We start from the raw sequence: 15,705 nt of genomic DNA on the forward strand, positions 1-15,705 counted from the left end.
TATTAGCACGGTCCGCCTACTCCGCTGAAATGAGGCGCGTCGGATAGGCTATGCGGCGCGATGTCTATCGAGGAGGCGTACTATCGGACGCCGACGGGCGAGACGCTCTCGCAAATTACGATCGCTTGCACGCAGCCCTATCGCTTTCCAAGATACCGTGACGGCAACCGACATTGCTCGATCAGTGCGTCGCCGCCGGCCGGCGCATTTTCACGGTATTTAAGGCCAGCACCGACCAGGTGCTCGTAGTCCAGCGAGCCACCTATCAGGGTCAGGCTTCAACTCGGATGATCCTTGTCACCTGATCACCGTGGGTAATCGCCCTTAGCGAAGCCGTGTGGCCGACTGGTTCGACGATATGATCGGCCAGTCACCGCGCAAAACTTCGGATCAGGACCTGCCGCGCAGGATGTATCCGGCATTGCGTAAGGCGCCGATGAAGAGGCTGGCCGGGCCGGCGATACTCGTCCTGGCCTGCATCGGTAGCGGCAGAGTGTTCCAGTCCTCCAAGGGAGCGATAAAGCTGGAGAAAGTGCCGTTGACCATGCAATGGCTGATCGCCGAGCCCTGCTTGTCCAGCGCCAGAATGCCTGTCTGGTTGCTTGGATATCGGACGGCGGCGATCCGCTGCATTTCCAAGTCGCCATCGATGCGCAAATCAAAAAGCAGGACGCCGTGGCTTCGGTTGGCAATTTCTGCGACTTTTTCCGTGAATCCAAGAGGAAGCGCACGGACGCTGTCGACCGCCATCCCGAAAACAATCGCGTCCAGCTCATCCGCCGCCATGAGAAGATTTGCTCCCAAGAAAATCAGGATTGCAATCGATGCAGTCGGTTGTGCACAGTCATCGGATGCGGACGGCTGTTAGTCCTTGTCCGTTTGCCCGGCGGCAACGAATGACGGCGTAGGCGGCGCTCGATGCAGGGGGGTTCTTTACCGAACCTGGAGCATGCGAGCCTCGTCAGCATGTCGAAATTTGTCAGCTGCCGGTGGATCGAGCGAAGTGGCGCCTGTGGATGGCGGGCATGGATAGGCTCTGAAGGTCGCGTCAAATGAGACCTCGGCTCGCAATAGACCGTTTGCGTCCCGGTGATCGAGCCAGTCCCCGAGGTCAGGGAAACCTCGCTTGCTCGTCGCTGGCCTTCTCCGATAAAGCTCGGCAAGAGCGATAAGATGCCTAGGCGCAGAATACTCGCTGACGCGAAACAGCGACTTGGCTGCAAGTCGTCCTCACATCAAGGAAGGGACTATGAAGCGCCAGATCCGGCCATTTATCGTGGAAGTCAAACAGAAGCGCCGCAAGCAAAAGCCAAGCCATTCGATCTGGGGTGCTCTCGACCTGTCCAAAATTGTCACCGAGATGACGCAGCTGTCTGATGGTGCTCAGTTGCCAGGTTCTGAGCTCATTGACTCCAGTATAAGACCCATCGATGCTGATGACGGTGACAATCCACAAGCGGAGCATATCATGGCCGATTCTCAGGAAGCTCAAACTGTTCAGACCACAGTGGCACCAGCCAAAGTGGAAGCCCCTGAAGCGAAGAAGAAAGTTCCGCGAGCAAGGAAAGCGAAGGCAGAGCTCGCCAAGCCGACCCGCAAGAACGGGGCGAGACCAGGGCCTCAGGCGGCTGAACCTGCGGTGGCGGTGCGGACCGCCCGGAAGACCTATTCTGAGAAGGAACGCGCCCAGAAGCTTGCCCAGATCGAGAAGTCGATCGCTGGGGGTGCGACCAGCAAGAGTGCGGTCAGCCAAGCCGGCATTTCGGAGCAGACCTATTATCAGTGGAAGAAGATTGCAGCGCCAGCCGCAGATAGCGGCGATCTGAAGGACCTGCTCGCGCTCGAGGAAGAAAACAAGCGCCTTAAGAACCTGCTTGCTGACCGTCTGCGCAAGGAAAATGCCGAGCTCAAGAAGAAGCTGGGCCTGGGGTAAGACATACTGAGCCTCGTCGGAAATTCCGCCGACGCTCAGAGCGGCAACGGCGGCATATCGCCTTCGCCGACCCGCCACACCCAGAAGCCGATCTCCGGACGCGCGGCGATCATTTCGTCGAGCGAAGCCTCGAACGCTTCGTCCGCGCCGGCCGGGACGACAAAGAGTGCGGTCGGCTGCTGCCTGTCCTGGAGCAAAGCGTTGGCGATCGGGTGGTCGGTTTGCAGGTCGTAGCGCAATCCCTTCACGCTCTTCTCGCGAAGGCGGGCGAGCGCGTCAACGAGCCGCTTTTCCGAGACCGTCTCGAAAGGGATCCAGTTCTCGGATACCACCATTAATGCGACCTCCTCAACAACGGCGAGGCCGGCCGGGTTCAGTCCGAAGGTCGCGATCACTATCAGATGTGAGCTGGAATCCGCTCCCCACAGCGACAATTCTCTCTCGAAACGTGCCTGCAAACGCCGATGCAATGCATCGTCGATGACAAAGGAAAAGCCGGGCAAATGTCTGACGACAAGTTTCCGACCGGATCGGGCGGGCATGATTTCCTTCACTTCGCCGACCAGAACCAGTAGCTTTCGTGGGCCGGATTTTGGCGGGAGCGCCGTGCCGAAAACCGCGTTGCGACGTTGTTCGATCGCTTCCTTGTTCTCGGCGCGAAACGGCTCGGGCACAAACAGGATATCCGCGAGCGGTCCGCCCCTCACCGTCATTTGCCCGGCAGCCTCAAGCAGATGCCAGCGGACATTCCACCAATGTCGCTTGCCAGCCCATCGGGATGTCCAGACCGTCAATTCGGCCTCCTGCCATAGATAATGGAGCAGGCCACGCAGCGACATCCTCCTGGGGTCTCCAGTTACGCTGGCGGAGCTCTCGCCAGCAGGCGCGGATGCTGCCCGGCTCCCCGTCTTCGACAGGCTGAAATCGAGTTTCAAAGCCGCCAAGCCGCTTTGCGGATCGAGCTGTATCGCGCTGCCCATCAAGGCGCCCAGGCCGGACAGCTCGTAAGGCGATTCATATGAATCACAGGATGGATCATGCCCGCTGCCGCTCAGCGGCATGCGCTTGATCAGGTGAAGGTCGCCGATGCGGGCGATGTACATCGGGCAGCCCGGCTCGCGGCACAGGCATAGCGGACGCTCGGTGCGGCCATAGGCGTTCGCCAGCGCCGCCTGCAGGTCAGGCGCTCCCTCCTCGTAGACCTCACTGCCAATTCTGAACCGTCGCATCACCTCCGCAGCTCCAGGTCGCCGCCGCATCCCTGTCCGCGCATTCAAGTCATGGCTTTGCGCAGAGCGCAACCCGTTTGGTGCATCGCGGCAGAGGCAAAGGGGAGCCGGAAGGAGTGCGGCCCGGCTGGCGCGGAGAGAGTGCCGGCGCGGGCGCCACTCCCTCTCGCAAAGGACATCTCCATGAACATTGTTTCGACCACATCTGCCGTTGCCCGGACGGCCGCTCCCCTCGGCGCGCCGGCACAAGACGCCCTCGACACCGCCCAGGCGATCTACCGAGCGGCAATGCGGCTTCTGCCGTTCCTCGAGCAGGGCAAGTCTGTCACCACTGCGGAACTGCGCACCACCATGACAACAGGTTTTGGCGGCAGCGATGCGCAAGGGTGCTGGGTCTGGAAGGACGCCTATGAGGCCCTCGAAGTCGCCCAGGTTCTGTTTCTGCGCCGGTTCGGCCCCGCGATCCTGTCCCGGTCCGCCACGCCGCGGGCAAGGCTAGCGATGATAAAGCGCATCGCCGACCTTCTTCCAACCCATACGCGACGCTCCGACGAGAGCCAGGCCATGCAGCAGCTCTCCACGCCCTTGCCGCTGGCCTTCGTAACGGCGCACGCCGCGGCGATCGCATCTTGCGACCTCGTTCTCGAACCGTCGGCCGGCACCGGTCTGCTCGCCGTCCATGCCGAGATGGCGCGCGCCTCGATCGCGCTTAACGAGCTTGCCGCAACGCGGGCCGATCTGCTCGGCCTGCTATTTCCGCAGTTCCCCGTCTCGCGGCACGACGCCGCCCATATCGACGACCATCTCGACGCGGCCATGGAGCCGTCCCTCGTCTTGATGAATCCGCCCTTCAGCGTCGGCGCCTATGTCGACGGCCATGTCGCCGATGCGGCATGGCGGCACCTCTCTTCCGCGTTCGCACGCCTGCGTTCGGGCGGTCGTCTTGTCGCCATCGCCGGCGCCGGGCTGTCTCCCGAAAACCCGAAATGGCGGCTCGCCTTCGAACGCCTGCAGCAGCAGGGCACGGTCATCTTCACCGCAGCGATCGACGGCCGCGTCTATGCCCGCCACGGAACCACCACCGAGACCCGCCTGACGATCATCGACAAGGTGCCGGCCGTCGATCCGTCGCGTTTCGTCGCCTTGCCGGGCAAGGCCAAGGATGTCGAAACGCTGCTCTCCTGGATCTCCGATCTGCCGCCCCGGACTTTGGGTGGATTCCCGGATTCGATCGGTGCATTGTCCAGCGGCATCCTGCGCAATGCCGCCATGCAGATGGCTGCCCGATCCCGGAGAGCCGCACCCCTCGCTGTCTCAACGGCTGCTCCAAAGGCAATGCAATCGGTCCGTCCGATTGCGCGAGCGAAGCCCGCTCGCCAGGTCATGGCAAACAGCACGCCGGCTGTTCCCCTTGCCTACGAATTGCGCGACTGGATGCCGGAGGAGGGCGGCCGGCTCACCGAGTCAATCTACGAACCCTACGCGCTCCAGTCGATCGACATTCCCCGCGCCAAACCGCATCCGACGCCCCTCGTACAGTCGGCCGCAATGGCCGCCGTCGCGCCACCAAAACCTTCCTATCGGCCGCTTCTTCCTGATGCGATCATCGACGAGGGCCTGCTGTCGGACGCCCAGCTCGAAAGCGTCATCTATGCCGGCGAAGCCCATTGCGGTCATCTCACCGGCGCCTGGACGGTTGACGAGACCTGCGATGTCGTCTCGGCCGCGCCAGAAGGAGCTACGAACGCTGTCCGGTTTCGGCGTGGATGGTTTTTGGGTGACGGAACCGGCTGCGGCAAGGGACGGCAAGTCGCCGGCATCATCCTCGACAACTGGCTGCAGGGGCGGCGCCGCGCGATCTGGATTTCCAAGTCCGACAAATTGCTGGAAGACGCTCAGCGAGACTGGGCAGCACTTGGCCAGGAAAAACTCCTCGTGCAGCCACTCTCACGCTATCGGCAGGGCACGCCGATCCGCCTTGCCGAAGGCATCCTGTTCACGACCTACGCAACCCTGCGCTCGCAGGAACGGGAGGGCAAGAAATCCCGGATCGCCCAGCTCCTCGACTGGGTCGGACAAGAGGCGAGAGGGGCCGAAGGGGCTGGAGAGAACCCGTCGGGGGCGAAAAAATCTTTCGATGGCGTCATCGTCTTTGACGAGGCCCACGCCATGGCCAATGCCGCTGGCGGCAAAAGTGAGCGTGGCGACGTCGCGCCCTCCCAACAAGGCAGGGCGGGCCTGCGGCTGCAGCACGCGCTGCCCGATGCCCGCGTTGTCTACGTCTCCGCGACCGGTGCGACCGCCGTCGAGAACCTGGCCTATGCGCAGCGTCTCGGCATCTGGGGCAGCGAGGATTTTCCATTCGCCAACCGTGCCGAATTCGTCGCCGCGATCGAGGACGGCGGTGTCGCGGCGATGGAAGTGCTCGCCCGCGATCTCAAGTCGCTCGGCCTCTATGCGGCGCGTTCGCTTTCTTATGACGGGGTCGAATATGAACTCCTCGAGCACGAGCTGTCCGAGGAGCAGATCCGCATCTACAACGCCTATGCGGACGCCTTCCAGGTCATTCACAACAACCTGACCGCCGCACTCGAGGCGACCAACATCACCAGTGAGTCCGGCACGCTGAACCGCAACGCCAAATCGGCGGCGCGCTCAGCCTTTGAAAGTACCAAGCAACGCTTTTTCTCGCATTTGATCACCTCGATGATGACGCCGACCCTGATCGGCGCGATCGAGCAGGACCTCGCCGACGGGCATGCGGCAGTCGTGCAGATCGTCTCGACCAGCGAGGCGCTGATGGAACGACGGCTTGCCGAGATCCCCACCGAGGAATGGTCGGACCTGCATGTCGACATCACGCCGCGCGAGTATGTCGGGGGGTACTTGATGCATTCCTTCCCGACCCAACTGTTCGAGGAGTATTCCGACGCGGAGGGCAACGTCTACTCGCGGCCTGTCCACGACGAAGATGGCAACCCGGTCCAGTGCCGCGAGGCGGTTCGCCGGCGCGGCGAGATGATCGAAAAACTCGCATCGCTGCCGCCGGTCGGCAGCGCCCTCGACCAGATCATCCATCATTTTGGCACAGACACCGTCGCCGAGGTGACCGGCCGCTCGCGCCGCATCGTCAAGAAGACCGGCCGCGACGGCATCGACCGGCTGGCCGTGGAAAACCGCCCTGGCTCGGCCAATCTGGCCGAGACCCAGAGTTTTATGGATGACGACAAGAGCGTTCTGATCTTCTCCGACGCCGGCGGTACAGGCCGCTCCTATCACGCCGATCTCGGGGCCAGGAACCAGAGGCTGCGCAAGCACTATCTGCTCGAGGCCGGCTGGCGCGCCGACAACGCCATCCAGGGTCTCGGAAGGACCCACCGCACAAATCAGAAGCAACCGCCGCTGTTCCGGCCGATGGCCGCCAACGTGAAGGCTGGCAAGCGATTCCTGTCGACGATCGCGCGACGGCTCGACACGCTTGGCGCGATCACGCGCGGCCAGCGCCAGACCGGCGGGGCAGGGCTGTTCCGGTCCGAGGACAATCTCGAAAGCCCCTATGCCCGTGCGGCCCTTCGCCAGTTCTATCTTCTGTTGCACCAGGGCAAGATCGACGGCTGCTCGCTCACGACCTTCGAGACGGTAACCGGCCTGTCGCTGACGACGGATGAAGGTGGTTTGCGCGACGAGCTGCCGCCGATCACGACCTGGCTCAATCGCCTGCTGGCGCTGCGCATCGAGACCCAGAACCTGCTGTTCGAGGTGTTCGAGCAGTTGATGGCGGGAAGAATAGAAGGCGCCATAGCCGCCGGCAATTATGACAAGGGTCTGGAGACGATCACGGCGGAGAGCATCGTCGTCACCGATCGTAGGACCGTCTATACCCATCCAGTCTCCGGCGCGCAGTCACATGTGCTCACCGTCGCGCGCAAGGACCGTATCCGGCCGCTCGGCCTCGTCGACGCGCTGGCCATCGTCCGGGCGGAGCCCCAATCGGTTCTGTTGGTGAACACACGGTCGAGCCGCGCGGCGATCCGGCTGCCGACGGCGAGCCTGATGCTCGACGACGGAACCGTCGAGCATCGCGCGCGCCTGCTGCGGCCGACCGACGAGCTGCGCTTCGGCCTCGACGCACTTGCCGAAACCCATTGGCAGCCGACCGACCGAAAACTCTTCTGCGAGCTGTGGGACTCGGAAGTCGCCGCCGTCCCGGAGTTCACCACCAGCACCTTTCACATCGTGACGGGTCTGCTGTTGCCGATCTGGCGTCGGCTGCCGGACGGCGACTGTCGAGTCTATCGAATCCAGACCGATGCCGGGGAGCGCATCATCGGCCGCCACATCGCGCCGACGCTGGTCGCCACCATGTTCCGCAATCTGGGTCTCGACGATGTGCCGAGGCTGGCGCCGGAAGATGCCTGGACCGGGCTCGCCGACGGACGGATTGGACTGCAACTCGCCGATGGCCTGATCCTGCGCCGCAGTCGGATCATGAACGACTACCGTGTCGAATTGGTCGGCTTCACCGACGCGATGGTCCCTCGGCTGAAGGCGCTGGGACTGATCTCCGAGATCATCTCCTGGAAGCTCCGGCTGTTCATCCCGACGACCGCGCAAGGGTCCGCCATCCTCGCCGCGCTCCTCGACCGCCATACGCTGGTTGGTGTCACCGACCGTACCTCGGCGACTTGAGGGGAGGCGATCATGACCGGCTCGGCCTCCGAGCTGGCACGCCGCCTTGGCGAACACGCCGAGGCGGTGTGCCGGGAATATCTCTCCAACGGCCATCGCTCCGGCAATTACTGGATGGTCGGCGATGTCCACAACACGCGCGGCCGTTCCATGCATGTGCGGCTGAGGGCAAACGCCAAGGGCCCGGCGGGTAGGTGGGTCGACGAGGCGACGTCTGAATTTGGCGATCTGCTCGATGTCATCCGTGAAAGTTGCGGCCTCGTCGACTTCCGTGACATCGCGGATGAAGCACGTCGCTTCCTCTCCATGCCGCTGCCACCGCCCCAGCCCCAGCCTCAGCCCCTTGGCGCGCAGTGCCAGCCAGCCGCGAAACGCGGCTCCCCTGAGGCTGCGCGTCGTCTGTTCGCCATGTCCCAGCCGATCGCCGGCACGCTGGCCGAACGCTATCTTGCCGGCCGCGGCATTCTGCTTTCGACGCACGAGCGCGCGCTGCGCTTCCATCCCGGCTGCTACCATAGGAATCTCGTAACGGGCGAGACGCAGACCCTGCCTGCGCTGATTGCTGCTGTCACCAACCTCGACGGGCGTATCACCGGCCTGCAACGGACTTGGCTTGATCCTTCGGGTCACGGCAAGGCGCAACTCGCGGATCCACGCCGCTCGCTGGGGGATCTCCTTGGCAACGGCATCTGGCTAGGCCATGAGCCCGGCATGCCCGTCCCGGTCATGGCGGCCGGCGAGGGCTTCGAGACGATGGCTTCGCTTAAGGTGGTGATACCGGCGCTGCCTGTGGCGGCCGCCACCTCGGCCAATCACCTCGCCGGCCTGAGGCTTCCGCTTGGCTGCCGCCGCCTCTACATCGCAGCCGATGCCGACGCTGCCGGCCGGCACGGCATCGAACGCCTCAGCCAACGCGCAGGCGAGGCCGGGATCCTCGCCCTGGTGTTGCGGCCGCAGCTCGGCGATTTCAACGACGATCTGCGCCATTCCGGCCCGGCCCATCTCGCGGCATGGCTCAGCGATCAGCTCGTCCCGGATGATGCCCGTCTCTTCCTGTCGCCCGGATGAACGGGTCGGGCTGGCAGGCGGGCCGGCACGGCGTCGCCGGATAGCCTGCAGGCATGGCGGCGGTCCGCCGGAGAGGCTGCGCCCGCGGCCTGCCCGAGAGGCGATCCCTGCCACCCCCGGGTCACGGCCGCAACGGCTGCGCCGTCCTCCGCTCGCGCTTCGGCCTTCGGTGCGGCCGCGCCCCGGGGCGCGGCCGGGATGCGCTGTCAGGCCGCGATGGGCGCGGCCGCAACCGACGGAGACACGCCATGACCTACGAGCTTCCCTTCGACGACGGCTACGAGCCTTACCACGCCTCCTCGCCGACCGACCGCGTCATCCTCGAACTGCAGATGTACGGCCATCGCCCGCATCAGGACGAACCTGATCCTCGGCCACTTCCCGACGACGAGGTGATCCGGGCCGGCCTCGCCGGGATCGTCGAGAGCTTCGCCGGCATGCTTGGCGACACCAGGCTCGAACCCGATCTCGACGACCTGCTCTGGTCCTTCGCAAACGTCTTCCACCGCGCCGCCGAGCGCGTCGCCCGCAGCCTCGATCGTAACGAGGAGGCCCAGCGTTCGAGCCAGCAGGAGCAGGACGGCTCGGAGGTGAAGTCCGTCGAGCTGGAACGGCTCACCTCCGAGGGCATCACCTATATCGAGCGCCGCAACGTGCTCGAAATCATGCGCGATGAGGCCGCCGACCTCTACGAAGCACAAACCGGATCGGCATGGCGGCCGCGCACCGGCTCCAAGGTCTCTCATCAGGCGATGACCGCGTCGGTGATCGACTCCAGAGACTTCCTCGCCGCCCGCCGCCACGCCGAATCCGAGGTGCTCGTCCCGGCCGGCACCAAGATCGCCTTCGCCGGCGGCCTCGACTGCAACGATCACGACCGGATCTGGGAGGCGCTCGACAAGGCCCGCGAGAAGCATCCCGACATGGTGCTGCTCCACGGCGGCAGCCCGCGCGGCGCCGAGCGCATCGCCGCCTGCTGGGCCGAGAGCCGCAAGGTCACCCAGATCGCCTTCAAGCCGGACTGGAACCGGCACGCCAAGGCGGCTCCGTTCCGCCGCAACGACCAGCTTCTCTCCGTGGTGCCCTACGGCCTGATCGTCTTTCCCGGCTCCGGCATCACCGACAACCTTGCCGACAAGGCCCGTCGGCTCGGCATCCCCGTCTGGCGGTTCGCGGAGGGAGGCGCGTGAGCGCCGTTTTCTTGCAAATCAAGAAAATCTGGATAATATGGAGATCGACAAGGAGTACAGCCATGCGTCAGTTCACGACAGGGGATCTCAACAAGCAGGTTGGCGACGTCACCGACGTTGCCAGCCGCGAACCCGTTATTCTCACCAAGCACCGCAAACCCCGGTTCGTGCTGATGAGCTACGAGCACTACGAACGGATGCGCATCGGCAGTGATCCCCGCCGCGCATACCATGTCTCCGAGATGCCGGAGGAACACACGGAACTCTTCGCCGCCGAGATCGACCGACTAGCGCGCGGGGAGGGATACGATGATGAGCGGTAGATTTCTGCCTGGTCAGGTGATTTCCTACCCGTATCTTTGGGCATGGCAACACGAGCGCGGCGAAACGGAAGGCCGCAAGAGCCGGCCGACCTGCGTGGTCATCGCTGTCGGCGGCGCAAGAGATGGCCTGACCCATCTCGCGCTCCTGGCGATAACCACCCAGCCACCGCCCGGCGATCGGGTCGGTTTGGAAGTCTCCGCTATCGAGTGCCGCCGCGCCGGTCTGACCGATCTCAAACGCTGCTGGATCGTGGTTGACGAATACAACTACGATATTGCCGAACGCTCCTGGTACATCGAATCCGACGGTAAGCCCCTCGGTCGTTTCAGCAAGGCATTCATGATGAAGATCGCAGGCGCCTTTATCGAAGCGCGCAGCGAGGGCCGCCGCGTCAGCCGTCTGGATTGACGTTCTGTTTTCGCGGCAGGGAGCATACCTCGGATCGGATCAGTCCGCCGTTTCCGCATGCCTGTACGCCGGTCGCAGGAGCAGGAATGTTCGTTACGCAAATCCGGTGTCATGCCCCATTGCACCGACGTATACCCATTCCAGCACAGGAACGCACCATGGCTGCCGCCGCAAATAGGAAGATATCCGTCTCGATGCGGTTTCGCAGCGATGATCTCACCATCATCGACCGCGGCGCGCAGCTGCTCGGCCTGTCGCGCACGGAGTTCATGCGGCGCGCAGCACTCCACGAGGCGCAGGCGGCCATCCTCAACGAAACCGTCATCCGCGTGTCCCCGGAAGCCTATGACGCCTTCATGCAGGCGATCTCAGCCCCGGCCGCTGCGCCCCCGCCGAAGGCGACCGAGCGGCTGCGTCGGCCCCCGTTCGGGAACCGCTAGTGGCGCTTTCAGGCATCGAACTCCTCGATGACGCGCACCGCCTCGACAGCTTCAATTGCGGCAAGTCGGCGCTCAACGCTTGGATGGCCGGCTTCGCGCGAACGAACCAGGCCCGCGGGTTTACCCGCGTCCTGGTCATTCACCACGAGGGAACAGTCGTCGGCTATTACGGCCTCGCGCCGGGCGTGATCCAGCCAAACAGCGCACCGCGCGCTTTCCGCACCGGACGCCCGCCCGATCCGATCCCCTGCCTGCTGATCGGACAACTCGCCGTCAGCCACCGCCATGCCGGGCAAAGCGTCGGCAGCGGCCTGGTCAAGGACGCGCTGCATCGCTGTGTCGCCAGCGCCGACATCGTCGGCGGCCGCGCGGTGGTGGTGCGGGCGATAGACGCCGAGGCCGAGCGCAACTGGCAGAGCTGGGGCTTCATTCCCGCGCGGGACAATCCGTCGGTGCTCATGCGCTCGATCCAGGACGTGAGCCTCTGGCTGGCCGACAAAGGTCACTAGCTCCACGCGCGTAACGCCTCCGGCAGCGGCAGGGTCCGGGCGCGCCGGCCTGCGGCCAGCCGGGCTCCAGTCGCGGCGTCCCGCCGTTCCCCGAGCCGGCTTCGCCGCCTCGGCCTTCGGGCGACGATCCCTCGCGCAGGGCCAGAGGGAGAGGGCGGCCGGCGCGGGGCGGGGGACGCTGGAGAGAAGGGAAAGTCACCATGTCGATAATATTCATAGGCGGATCACGCGAGATATTCGAGCTGCCGGAACCTGCCATTGCTCGCATCGGCGCAATCGTTGCTGCCGAGCACGGCGTGCTGATTGGCGACGCGCCCGGAGCCGATGCCGAGGCGCAGGGCCTGCTCGCTGGCTACGGCTACGAGCATGTCGGGATCTCCCATGCCGGCAAGGAACCCCACAACAATCTGGGCGACTGGGCTGCCTACCATGTCCCGTCTCTTGAAGGCGCTCACGGGTTCCACGGTGCCAAGGACCGGGAGATGGCACGGCGCGCCGACTTTGGCATGATGGTCTGGGACGGCGCATCACCCGGCACGGCCGTCAACGTGCTTCGGCTCGCCATCGCGAACAAGCCGTGCGTCATTTCCGATCTGGCCAGGGGCAGCATGGCGACCACGTACAATGTGCAAGACTGGTGCGCCATGCTCCGCCATGCCGGTCCGGATATTCGCCGCCAAGCCGAAGCCCGCATGATGCCGGACGAGCGTCTGGCATTGCCGGGATGATGTACGCGCGGTTCCGCCGACAGCCCGGGGGGCCGACCTCCGATATGCTTGATCCGGCCCCGCGCCGCCACCTCCACTTCTATGAACGGCATGAGCCGGCCCTTTCGAAACCGGCCCACGCGCAGAGCCGGCGTTGTGCAGGATGATCCTCCTGACGCTTCTCGCCTCTGAAGCAGGTGCAAGCGTGCCGAACAACATCCTGCTTGCTTGGTCATCCAACCTGGTTGCTAGGCACCGCCACCGTGGGGCGTGAAGTTCGCTGCCAGCCGGCTCCGATCTTGAAACCGCTGTGCCGCCATACCGAACGCGCAAGGCGGTTCACGCGCCATGCTGCTGTTCGACGTGTTGGCGATGCCGACGACATGACCCGAGAGGCTGCAGCATGTTCCTGCGATCCGGCAGCGTTGCGTCGGCGGTCTAGTCTAGTGATGGCGGCCTGAGTTCTTTTCCTTCGGTCCCATCCGGGGCCATTCCCGTTTCATGTCGCCTTTGTAGACGACCGCCTGCTTTGTGCGGTCAACCCCCGTTGGGGGTACACTCGGCGAATATTCAGGAAAATTCGATTTCTGTTTTTGTCTGCGGACAGGCGAAGGGCCTGCCCGTTATTTCTAGGCAAATAGAATTTTCCAGAATTTTCGCCGAGATGACCGCAGCAGGACGGCCCTCTCCTTTGGCGCCATCGGGAATGGTCCCGATGCAACCGAAGGAGAACTACCATGGCCACCACGATCGCAAACCTCACCACAAAGTCCGACGGCTCGATGGAAGGCGTCTTTGCCACGCTCCGGGTCAACGCCCCGATCACCGTGATCCCGAACACCAACAAGTCTCGCGAGGACGCGCCCGACTACCGGATCGTCAACAAGCGTACGGGCTTCGAGATCGGAGCCGGCTGGCACCGCACCTCCCAGCGTTCGGGCGAGGAATACCTCTCGGTCAAGCTGGAAGCCCCTGAGATCGGCGTCATCTTCGGCAACCTCGCACCCGCCCCGGGCGGCGAGGAGAACAAGAAGGTCATCCTCTGGAACAACCGGGCATCGGTGGCCGGCTCCGCAAGGGGCCGGCTTCCCCATCGGCAAAAGGAGGTTGCAATGAGGCGCTACACCATCACCGTCAGTGGCACCGTCACCGGACAGGTCCGCTCGGATCCAGACGCCGTCATCGGCTACGACCCACCGCTTCGGACCTACTTCCTGCACGCGTTCCCGCACGATGAAACCGACGAGCCCGGTCTTTGGCTTGGCACCCGCGATCGCGCGTTCGAAGCGCTTGAGGATCTTCGCCATGCAACCATCTTACACGGCTACGATCTCATGCCGCTGCCGGCGGATCTCGCGGCGAAACTCATCGGAGACAAGGCGGCTGTGGCTGATCGGGCGCCGCCTCAATGAGCCCGACTGGGCGAACGTGCCCCAAAAGCCCGGCGACGGAGCGCTCCGTCGCCGGGCTTTTCTCATGCAGAGTGGCTGGAGACCAATGTCTATCAGCCTCAGTGCGGCCGGTCGACAGCGAAACGGACGGGCGTCACGGAGAGAGTGGACGACGCTTTGAATTAGCGCCCAGGTGCAGCACTCGCCGCCGCCGATCATGGACGGATTCATTCGGCCCATCGTCGCCACCCCGTCGACGGCGACGACGGGCGCGGCAGTAGATTGTACCGACCGAAATCGCAGCACCTCGAGGAGGGGCAACAGCAAGGCCAAAATGTTTTCCGGTAACTCCTGGAGGCGGCGATCACCTGAGCAGGTTCTCGCCATGACCTTTTACGACCCCTGGTGCAGCAATTCGCCGCTGTCGATCATGCGCAGGTTCATATCGCCAGGCGTCTTGATGAGCAGTTGAGCGTTGAGAGCACGGAGGTCGCGCGGCTCGGTGCAGGCCAGCCAGGCGCGAAGCTTGTAGAGACCCGGCTGGAGATCGGCGCCAAAGATGAAGGAGACGCTTTTTTGCTCCCTGGCGGGCATCGGGATTTCGCCGTGCTGGGAGCCAATCGAGCGGTCTTCAAGCCAGAGCGAGGCAATGCAGCCGGCATTGACAAAGACGTTGGATCCGGTGGTGGCGCGGTATTCCACGGCGAGCTGCGTGCGGCCGGGCTCTGCAATCTTCAGCCAGCCCTGGAGTTCGACTGAGGTGAGGCCGGTGTAGAGCACACCGTTGCGCGACGGTTCACTGAGGGGAATGGCGCCGCCGATATAGACAAAGCTGCCGACGCTGTCGGCAGGGATATCTGGAAGATTGTCTTTTTTGGCCGGCGCGGCGCGGGCGATGGCGAGCGCGCCCCGCTGGTAACCTTGGCTTGCACCCCCTTCGGAGGAAGCCTGCTTCTTCGCGTCATCGTTGCCGGTGGCGGGCATGCTGTCGTTGCTCTTTGCCGACGCACCGCCCTGTCCGGTGATGCCGAGATGCTCGATCAGCGAATCGAGTTTCTGCTCGATGCGGTCCAACTGCTTCTGGGTTTCTGGCTGCCGGTCTTGCGCCAGTGCGAAGCCGGGGCCCTCAACGAAACTCAATGCTGCGATCCCAATCCCGAGCGCCAGCCCGCCCACACTTTTTCTTTGCGTCATGGTGATGATCCTTCCATCGGCACGGTTCCAAAATTGTCGTGCGGCGCTGGCGCCACTTCTATCCCTTGTAGCGGCCGGCCTGGAGCGACAGCAGGCGTTTTCTCGTGCGCCGGCTCCAAGGTTGATCCAGGTGCGGGCGGTTCCGTCGTCTGCGACCCCGCGGCCGAAGACGCATTGCCCTGTTCGAAATTATCCTGATCCGTCGGCGGGGTGCTGGCGTTCTTTCCAGCGTCTGTGGGACGATCGTCGCGCTGGCCGGCGACATCCTGACCGATACTGACAGCCCGAAAGATCAAAGCCAGGACAGCGGCGATCGTGGCATAGCGGAACAGCAGATCGCGCCGGAACAGGGCGGGAACAAGTTTGAGCCAGCGTAGAAGTGTGGCTCGCACAGATGAGAAGAGCGTTTCAGCCGTCATGTGATTGACCCCTGCCGCTCGTATGTCGCCATCGCCGTCTCAATGTCTTCGGGCCCTATGGTCATGATGGCGTCGCGACCGGCATTTCCGACACCCTCACGGGCGCCGGGCCGGGGCGGCGGCCCGCGCCGGGGGGTCCCAAACAGTGGTGTTTTAAAAAAAGTCGCGGGGCCCCCCATTTAAGGGGGTTTTATGGGGGGGGGG

At 64.0% G+C, this 15,705-nt stretch carries 13 protein-coding genes and 1 pseudogene; 10 read left to right on the plus strand and 4 right to left on the minus strand.

Translation table 11 applies throughout. The features are described 5' to 3' along the window. Positions 1–390 precede the first annotated feature (390 nt). Positions 391–786, minus strand: coding sequence for a hypothetical protein (locus NKH16_RS19730; RefSeq protein ID WP_352453160.1), 396 nt, complete (start codon positions 784–786; stop codon positions 391–393). Positions 787–1,249: 463 nt separating this feature from the next. On the opposite strand from NKH16_RS19730, the gene NKH16_RS19735 reads away from it, so the two are divergent. Continuing rightward, positions 1,250–1,933, plus strand: a complete 684-nt coding sequence (locus tag NKH16_RS19735; RefSeq protein ID WP_352901278.1) for a transposase — start codon at positions 1,250–1,252, stop codon at positions 1,931–1,933. A gap of 35 nt (positions 1,934–1,968) precedes the next feature. On the opposite strand, the gene NKH16_RS19740 is transcribed toward NKH16_RS19735, so the two are convergent. Beyond that, positions 1,969–3,162, minus strand: a complete 1,194-nt coding sequence (locus NKH16_RS19740) for a DUF1173 domain-containing protein (protein WP_352689067.1) — start codon at positions 3,160–3,162, stop codon at positions 1,969–1,971. A 183-nt stretch (positions 3,163–3,345) separates the two neighbouring features. On the opposite strand from NKH16_RS19740, the gene NKH16_RS19745 reads away from it, so the two are divergent. The 9 genes and pseudogenes from NKH16_RS19745 to NKH16_RS19785 all read left to right on the plus strand — a co-directional run. Continuing rightward, a complete protein-coding gene (locus NKH16_RS19745; RefSeq protein ID WP_352901281.1) occupies positions 3,346–7,851 on the plus strand; it encodes a strawberry notch-like NTP hydrolase domain-containing protein in 4,506 nt (1,501 codons plus the stop codon). Between the two features lie 12 nt (positions 7,852–7,863). Further along, positions 7,864–8,919 (plus strand): DUF7146 domain-containing protein, encoded by a 1,056-nt coding sequence (locus NKH16_RS19750; protein ID WP_352725379.1) that lies wholly within the window; start codon positions 7,864–7,866, stop codon positions 8,917–8,919. A 248-nt stretch (positions 8,920–9,167) separates the two neighbouring features. Beyond that, positions 9,168–10,109 (plus strand): DUF2493 domain-containing protein, encoded by a 942-nt coding sequence (locus NKH16_RS19755; RefSeq protein WP_352814023.1) that lies wholly within the window; start codon positions 9,168–9,170, stop codon positions 10,107–10,109. A gap of 62 nt (positions 10,110–10,171) precedes the next feature. Next, positions 10,172–10,432, plus strand: coding sequence for a type II toxin-antitoxin system prevent-host-death family antitoxin (locus NKH16_RS19760; protein ID WP_352518109.1), 261 nt, complete (start codon positions 10,172–10,174; stop codon positions 10,430–10,432). Further along, the gene (locus NKH16_RS19765; protein WP_352518116.1) at positions 10,422–10,841 is read left to right on the plus strand and encodes a hypothetical protein; all 420 of its coding nucleotides are present in this window, start codon (positions 10,422–10,424) and stop codon (positions 10,839–10,841) included. Before NKH16_RS19760 ends, NKH16_RS19765 begins: the two co-directional genes overlap by 11 nt. Before the next feature lie 158 nt (positions 10,842–10,999). Beyond that, positions 11,000–11,281 (plus strand): type II toxin-antitoxin system TacA family antitoxin, encoded by a 282-nt coding sequence (locus tag NKH16_RS19770; RefSeq protein WP_352693593.1) that lies wholly within the window; start codon positions 11,000–11,002, stop codon positions 11,279–11,281. After that, positions 11,281–11,790, plus strand: coding sequence for a GNAT family N-acetyltransferase (locus NKH16_RS19775; protein ID WP_352901287.1), 510 nt, complete (start codon positions 11,281–11,283; stop codon positions 11,788–11,790). The genes NKH16_RS19770 and NKH16_RS19775 overlap by 1 nt, the downstream gene beginning before the upstream one ends. Positions 11,791–11,990: 200 nt before the next feature. After that, positions 11,991–12,518 (plus strand): hypothetical protein, encoded by a 528-nt coding sequence (locus NKH16_RS19780; RefSeq protein WP_352901290.1) that lies wholly within the window; start codon positions 11,991–11,993, stop codon positions 12,516–12,518. 716 nt (positions 12,519–13,234) lie between these two features. Then, positions 13,235–13,549, plus strand: a pseudogene (locus tag NKH16_RS19785) (DUF736 domain-containing protein); the annotation flags it as partial. 732 nt (positions 13,550–14,281) lie between these two features. Here NKH16_RS19785 and NKH16_RS19790 read toward each other — a convergent pair. Both NKH16_RS19790 and NKH16_RS19795 read right to left on the minus strand, forming a co-directional pair. Next, positions 14,282–15,082 carry a hypothetical protein gene (locus NKH16_RS19790; RefSeq protein WP_352901293.1) on the minus strand — a complete coding sequence of 267 codons (801 nt, stop codon included), beginning with the start codon at positions 15,080–15,082 and terminating at the stop codon, positions 14,282–14,284. Next, entirely contained in the window at positions 15,079–15,501 is a 423-nt protein-coding gene (locus tag NKH16_RS19795) for a hypothetical protein (protein WP_352693581.1), read from the minus strand. The genes NKH16_RS19790 and NKH16_RS19795 overlap by 4 nt, the downstream gene beginning before the upstream one ends. Positions 15,502–15,705: the final 204 nt, after the last annotated feature.

The sequence above is a fragment of the Mesorhizobium sp. M1307 genome (assembly GCF_040318155.1).
In the GTDB taxonomy this organism is placed as follows: Bacteria; Pseudomonadota; Alphaproteobacteria; order Rhizobiales; family Rhizobiaceae; genus Mesorhizobium.

Bases quoted from the DNA above. Each gene is read 5' to 3' on its own strand.
- NKH16_RS19735 (WP_352901278.1), top strand. From the start codon at position 1,250: ATGAAGCGCCAGATCCGGCCATTTATCGTGGAAGTCAAACAGAAGCGC.
- NKH16_RS19745 (WP_352901281.1), top strand. From the start codon at position 3,346: ATGAACATTGTTTCGACCACATCTGCCGTTGCCCGGACGGCCGCTCCC.
- NKH16_RS19795 (WP_352693581.1), bottom strand. From the start codon at position 15,501: ATGACGGCTGAAACGCTCTTCTCATCTGTGCGAGCCACACTTCTACGC.
- NKH16_RS19780 (WP_352901290.1), top strand. From the start codon at position 11,991: ATGTCGATAATATTCATAGGCGGATCACGCGAGATATTCGAGCTGCCG.
- NKH16_RS19765 (WP_352518116.1), top strand. From the start codon at position 10,422: ATGAGCGGTAGATTTCTGCCTGGTCAGGTGATTTCCTACCCGTATCTT.
- NKH16_RS19770 (WP_352693593.1), top strand. From the start codon at position 11,000: ATGGCTGCCGCCGCAAATAGGAAGATATCCGTCTCGATGCGGTTTCGC.
- NKH16_RS19750 (WP_352725379.1), top strand. From the start codon at position 7,864: ATGACCGGCTCGGCCTCCGAGCTGGCACGCCGCCTTGGCGAACACGCC.
- NKH16_RS19730 (WP_352453160.1), bottom strand. From the start codon at position 786: ATGGCGGCGGATGAGCTGGACGCGATTGTTTTCGGGATGGCGGTCGAC.
- NKH16_RS19790 (WP_352901293.1), bottom strand. From the start codon at position 15,082: ATGACGCAAAGAAAAAGTGTGGGCGGGCTGGCGCTCGGGATTGGGATC.
- NKH16_RS19755 (WP_352814023.1), top strand. From the start codon at position 9,168: ATGACCTACGAGCTTCCCTTCGACGACGGCTACGAGCCTTACCACGCC.
- NKH16_RS19760 (WP_352518109.1), top strand. From the start codon at position 10,172: ATGCGTCAGTTCACGACAGGGGATCTCAACAAGCAGGTTGGCGACGTC.
- NKH16_RS19740 (WP_352689067.1), bottom strand. From the start codon at position 3,162: ATGCGACGGTTCAGAATTGGCAGTGAGGTCTACGAGGAGGGAGCGCCT.